The following is a 6,252-nucleotide window of genomic DNA, read 5'->3' as shown; positions in this document are numbered from 1 at the left end:
CCTGCATTCTCTTTTCATGTTCCTGCAATGTCAATGCATGGACCTGCAATGCAAATCCATCGACCCGCAATGCCAGTGCATCGACCTGCAATGCCAGTGCATCGACCTGTAAAGATTAGCCCACCCAAGAACTATACACAAGGAAAAACAGATGATTATCATACTTAAGAACGGTACGCCTGTTGACGAAATTACTCGCATCAGCCAAGAACTGAGTGACACTTGGGGAGTCACAGTAGAAAAAAGCGTTGGCACTCATAAAGTTGTCTTAGGACTAATTGGTGATACTACTAGCATTGATAAATTACAGGTTCAAGAGTTCAGCCCTTGGATTGAGCAAGTATTACGAGTGCAACAACCTTTCAAGCGCGTAAGTCGAGAATTCCGACATGGAGAAGCCAGCGAAGTTGTCGTACCTACACCGAACGGTGATGTCTATTTCGGCGAACATCATTCCATCGTAGTGGTAGCCGGGCCTTGTTCCGTTGAAAATGAAGCGATGATTGTGGAGACGGCAAAACGGGTGAAGGCAGCAGGAGCGCAGTTTCTGCGTGGCGGAGCTTACAAACCCCGCACCTCACCTTATGCCTTTCAAGGTTATGGTGAAAGCGCTTTAGATTTGTTAGCAGCAGCGCGGGAAGCTACTGGTTTAGGTATCGTCACAGAACTAATGGATGCTGCCGATTTATCAGCAGTAGCGAGAACAGCTGACATAATCCAAATCGGAGCTAGGAATATGCACAACTTCTCGTTGCTCAAAAAGGTAGGCGCTCAAGATAAACCCGTGCTGCTAAAGCGGGGGATGTCTGCCACAATTGACGAGTGGCTGATGGCGGCAGAATATATTTTGGCATCTGGAAATCCCAATGTGATTCTTTGTGAACGGGGAATCAGAACCTTTGATGGCAAATATGCCCGGAATACTTTAGATTTATCAGTGCTTCCGGTATTGCGATCGCTCACCCATTTACCGATTATGATTGATCCCAGTCATGGTACAGGTAGGTCTGAATATGTTCCATCTATGGCAATGGCTGCGATCGCAGCTGGTACAGATGCCTTAATGATTGAAGTTCATCCCAATCCGGCAAAAGCTTTATCCGATGGCCCCCAATCTCTCACCCCTGATAAATTTGACCGCTTAGTTCAAGACATGTCAGTTCTGGGCAAAGTAGTCGATCGCTGGTCTACACCTGCATTTGGTAGCATTGGTGAAAGTCGCATTCTCTTCACACCAGAACTATCAAAGTAGATAGAGCCTAATCTTAGACGATTTTTTGCAAATGGTTAAACCCGATCAACGGATTTTTTAGACAAAATAATCTGTTGATCGGGTTTTCATAAACTACCCACGCTTTGACGCTATGAGGCTAGGAATAGCAGATGAGTGGGCACGCTTTTACAACGAGCAAATTGATCAAGAGAATCAGCTTGAGCAGGCTAGCTTGATTCTGGAGAATTACGGGGTTCAGTAATGTCAAATTTATGACCTTATATTAATTCGTTCTTGAAAACGAGTACCGAAAATTTTAACAATTCAGAGGAGGTAAATATTCTTTATTAAGTAGAGTAATTAATAATACTCCGCCCGTAAACCGGGCGAATATATGACTAAGCAATTGTGCTGGCTAAATTACTTCATCTAAATCTCTTCAGAAATTTAGAAATGTAATTAATAGCCCTCGATAGTATAACCAGCAGATTGAACTATCTGTTTAATTGTCTCTTCAGAAGCCGCACCTTCTACAACTACGGTTTTTGCATTAACGTTTACATCTACTTTAGCATCAGCTACCATAGTCTGAATAGATTTAGTTATTTTATTGGCGCATTCATCACCTTTGATATCCGGAACTTTCAATTTAATTGCCATTACTTACCTCTTTCCGTCAACTGGAATCTCTATTTAATAAATATATTAACGGTTGAGATAGGGAGCGCACATCCGTACTATAGTGAGGGAATTGGGCATCCCAAAGATACTAATAAATAATAGCTATACTTCAATAGTTATTAAGACAATCTGTAGCCAGTAAAACGAAATAAAATGTCAAAACATATAAAGTAATTTATGAAAATCCACTTAGTCTTACTAACTTTTAAAAACCCGCTCTTTTTGTTTGTTCTGAAGACTCCACTAGAGATTGCAGATTCTCCTATAGGCGTTCCTGTTCGATGTAGTTGTTCTCGCAGGACTGCTTGAAAATACAAACATTTATACGTAAGTCACAAAACCTTTTTATCTGTAGTTTTTAACTATTTTTATGCTCAAGGTACTTCTGCCCAACTTAGATAGCACATATATATCCAAAAAGCAGCTATCTTGTGGCATATATCTACAGTGGGCTTGATTACAAAAACCTTCAGTGACGCAGTTGTGGCAGGAGTATTGGACGGCTGCCCTATGGTTCTCGGTAGATGCCCTTGTCCACCTCCTGACTCCACTTCGTTGCGTTGAGGAAAGGTACTCCCACAATTTAGTTGAAAATAGGACGGTTACAGAGAAAGCGGGATGATCTAGCAACTTCCAAAATCTCCCCCCTGCCTCCCCTGCTCCCCCTGCCGCAAGGCTACCTATTTTTTTTGAGTTCGTGTATACTTCTCACAACCTTTGTTACTAAATTTCTGGGTGTAAATCTTACGCTTTCAGTCAATATCTTATTTCTCATACCAGGAACGATAACAGTTTTGTTTTTCATTAAGCCCCGATAACCAATCCTAGCAACGGTTTGCATATCCATCATTCTGTTAACGTTAGGAATCTTTGAATCTTCCATTGCTGATGTTTGTTGAAATTCCGATGCTGTTAGCCCTGGACAAAGAACAGTCACGCTGACACCTGTGCCCTCTAATTCATTAGCGATCGCTTCGGAAAATGATAATACATAGGCTTCAGTAGCAAAATAAACTGCCCTTAGAGGCCCTGGTTGAAAAGCAGCAGATGAGGCCACATTTAATATTTTTCCATAGTTTTGCTTTACCATATCCTTGAGGAATAACTTAGTTAAATGAGTCAGACTCACTATATTTACCTGGAGCATTTTCAGTTCAGTGGTGAGGTCTGTTTCATTAAATTCTCCATAAGTACCAAAGCCAGCATTGTTAATCAGCACATCAATTTTTATCGATGCTTGCTGTAGTTCTGTAAAAATTTCTTCTGGAGATGTTGGGATAGATAAATCCTGAGCAAAAATTTTCACAAAAATGCCAAATTTTTGCGGAAATTCATCTAGAATTTCAGTAAGTTTTTGTTCATCTTTATCTACTAACACAAGATTATAACTATGACGAGCAAAAATCTGGGTTAATTGATAGCCTATTCCATTAGCCGCTCCTGTAATTAGAACAGTTTTTTTTTGCTGACTTTCAGATATTTTATTCATGCTAAAAAAATGGTAAACGTGAGTTAGTTAATTTAATTCTTCTAAAAATTACTACAGCAATATATAATATCTACTGTAGCTATTTTATGCAGACAATAAATGATGCTATCCACCTGAAATGAGTATATTTCAATCAAGCATATTTGGCATAAATATAAAAATCTGTATCTATATAAACAAGAGCAAAAATATTTAATATCGTCATCAATGCCACAGCATAATTCCGTTGCTATAACTGACGTGCAAGCAGCACAAGAGCGAATTTTAGGGATTGCCCACCGTACACCTGTGCTGACTTCTAGAATTGTTAACGATCGCACCAATAGCCAAGTATTCTTTAAGTGCGAGAACTTTCAACGCACGGGGGCATTTAAATTTAGAGGGGCGTACAATGCCTTAGCCCAACTATCAATAGCACAAAAACAAACAGGCGTTATCACCTATTCATCGGGAAATCATGCCCAAGCGATCGCTTTAGCTGGGCAATTACTCAATATTCCCACCACCATTGTCATGCCTGATGATGCACCCGTTGTCAAACAAACTGCCACTCGTGGTTATGGTGCAGAGATAATTTTATACAATCGCCAAGAAACAAACCGGGAAGAATTAGCCCAAAATTTAGCAAGCAATCGCAATCTCACTCTGATTCCCCCTTACGATCATCCCCATGTAGTCGCCGGACAGGGAACAACTGCTTTAGAATTGATCCAAGAAGTTGGTGAATTAGACTTACTATTAGTTTGTTGTGGCGGAGGCGGATTACTTTCAGGGTGTGCGATCGCAGTCAAAGCACTTTTACCCAATTGTAAAGTAATCGGGGTAGAACCAGCACTTGCCGACGATGCTACCCGCTCTTTTCACACCAAAGTGCTGCAAACTGTCAAGAATCCTAATACCATCGCCGATGGTGCGCGAACTCCTAGCCTTGGTCAAATTACTTTCCCCTTAGTGCTGCATTACGTCGATGATATGGTGACGGTATCTGAAGAAGCGATTCTTCGCACCATGTTTTTTTTGTGGGAACGTCTAAAAATTGTCGTTGAACCTACCGGAGTACTTGCCGCCGCCGCCCTACTCGAAGGTGGGGTGACAGCACCAAAGGCGAGAATTGGTGTCATCATCAGTGGTGGAAATGTCGATTTGGCGCAAGTTGGTAAATTATTTTGTATGGGATTGTAATTAAAAACATCGTTTTCAGGTTCATTGCCATCTGAATTTTGGGGAGAGGAGGCGATCGCTTTCTCTTTTTCCCATATTTAACTGATTATCATCGATAAAGAACTTTTTTATAGCAGGGTAAGCGCATCTCAAACCCTATTGACATGGTAGTTTTGGGGTTCACCCAAAGCACAAATCAGTTCCAAATTACTACACTGAGCTAAGGGGTGGGATTGACATTTTCATTTTTATGTGGTTAAAAAACATGAAAAGCTATTTGACCCATGTTTTTTCAATCATTTACGACAATTTGTCCTATTTTCAATGAAAAATTGATATTTAGATAGAGTTTTAAGCTTTTTGTCTGTATAAAGAGCTACAAAATTAGATGCGCTTACCCTGTTTTTTATAGCGTTTACTAATTACTAAACTTGCTCCAATTAAGCCTATACCAATTAAACTTGTAGTCGTCGTTGGTTCTGGAACCTTTTGAGGAGTTTGCAAGGTGAAATTCAGTTTAGCTAAACCTTGAGAAGGGGTTCCAGAGGGATCAAGTTGGTCTTGTTCAGTAAAAGTGATTGTACCTGTAGCATTTTTGAATAAACCTGTTCCCCCAAAGACGGTAATAGCGCCACCACCTTTGATAATGCCTTCGGCAAAATTAATTTCAGCGCTGTCACTTGCTTTGCCAAATAATTCATTAGCACCACCATAATACCTATCAGAAAATGCGGGTTCTCCCTCTAAACCAAATACGCTTGGGTTGGAGTTAAAGGTATATTTATTAATTGATGGATTTTCAATAGGCTCAAGTTTGCCATAGTCATCACTAAGAAATAAATCCAACCCATAAGGAGCAGGTTTGGTACTTTCACCTTTAATAGTTGCTCTAATAATTCCTAAGTCTGGTCTGAAGGTTGGGTCAAAAGTGACAAATGTATTGTAGTCAATACTAAACGTATAATCATTATAATTATCTTGTGCTTTTGCACTTTGTATATTTGAACTTAAACTGACTATAGTTAAGGTCGCAGGAATCAGCCAGCCTATACGTGAACCAAACATAGTTTTCCTTTTTTGATTAAAATAACAAAGTTATTTAATGTATAAGTTCTGTTGAAATTTTAAAAGAATATAAATACAGCATAATTCAGAATTCAGGAGTAAAACACGCTTTATACCTGGGTAACAGACGAATCGTTGTGTACCTCACCTTCCTTGAAATCTGCTGTATTTGTATGGTGGGTAAGTAAGTAGATTAAATTAAATATCAAACCTCACCCTGCCTCTGGCTTCCCTCTCCTTAGCAAGGAGAGGGATTGAGGGTGAGGTTTGATCTTATGTTTAATTACGCCTATCTACTTAATGCTGTCTCAAACCTTGATATGGTGAATAATGTTACCCTACATAAAGTTAAAACCCACATATTGTGCTTCATGAATAGGCTCTAATTCTAATATTGATTAAGCAAATTTTTTGCTATGTTTAGTTAATGGGTTTTTTAACAAACATTACGGAATATTCTAAATTTATTACTTTACAAATTCAATGATTTATTTGTTGATGTTAAATGAATTATTTTTAGATACCAATACAGATCAGTTAAGCTTTTTTCTCTCCCCTTAGTGAGCCTACGGTGTACACACAAGTATCACCAGCATAGGTTTCAACTCTTCTAGTAGTTTCGTAGGGTGCGTTATGGACACGC

At 39.4% G+C, this 6,252-nt stretch carries 5 protein-coding genes; 2 read left to right on the top strand and 3 right to left on the bottom strand.

The genetic code is table 11. From position 1 onward, the window contains the following. Positions 1 to 151: 151 nt before the first annotated feature. A complete protein-coding gene (aroF, locus tag ACFE90_RS34915) occupies positions 152 to 1,252 on the top strand; it encodes a 3-deoxy-7-phosphoheptulonate synthase (protein ID WP_375506851.1) in 1,101 nt (366 codons plus the stop codon). Between the two features lie 420 nt (positions 1,253 to 1,672). Here aroF and ACFE90_RS34910 read toward each other — a convergent pair whose 3' ends face one another. Both ACFE90_RS34910 and ACFE90_RS34905 read right to left on the bottom strand, forming a co-directional pair. After that, entirely contained in the window at positions 1,673 to 1,873 is a 201-nt protein-coding gene (locus tag ACFE90_RS34910) for a heavy-metal-associated domain-containing protein (RefSeq protein WP_375506850.1), read from the bottom strand. Between the two features lie 697 nt (positions 1,874 to 2,570). Further along, on the bottom strand, positions 2,571 to 3,383 hold the full coding sequence (locus ACFE90_RS34905; RefSeq protein ID WP_375506849.1) for an SDR family NAD(P)-dependent oxidoreductase: 813 nt from the start codon (positions 3,381 to 3,383) through the stop codon (positions 2,571 to 2,573). Positions 3,384 to 3,590: 207 nt separating this feature from the next. Here ACFE90_RS34905 and ACFE90_RS34900 point away from each other — a divergent pair, with 207 nt between their 5' ends. Beyond that, positions 3,591 to 4,565 (top strand): threo-3-hydroxy-L-aspartate ammonia-lyase, encoded by a 975-nt coding sequence (locus tag ACFE90_RS34900; RefSeq protein WP_375506848.1) that lies wholly within the window; start codon positions 3,591 to 3,593, stop codon positions 4,563 to 4,565. 363 nt (positions 4,566 to 4,928) lie between these two features. Here ACFE90_RS34900 and ACFE90_RS34895 read toward each other — a convergent pair whose 3' ends face one another. Next, positions 4,929 to 5,609: a hypothetical protein gene (locus ACFE90_RS34895; RefSeq protein ID WP_375506847.1), complete on the bottom strand. Its 681-nt coding sequence runs from the start codon at positions 5,607 to 5,609 to the stop codon at positions 4,929 to 4,931. Between the last annotated feature and the right edge of the window lie 643 nt (positions 5,610 to 6,252).

The sequence above is a fragment of the uncultured Nostoc sp. genome (assembly GCF_964245445.1).
Lineage (GTDB): Bacteria > Cyanobacteriota > Cyanobacteriia > Cyanobacteriales > Nostocaceae > Nostoc.
The sequence above is the reverse complement of the archived record's forward strand: the minus strand, read 5'-3'. Positions and strand labels throughout refer to the sequence as shown.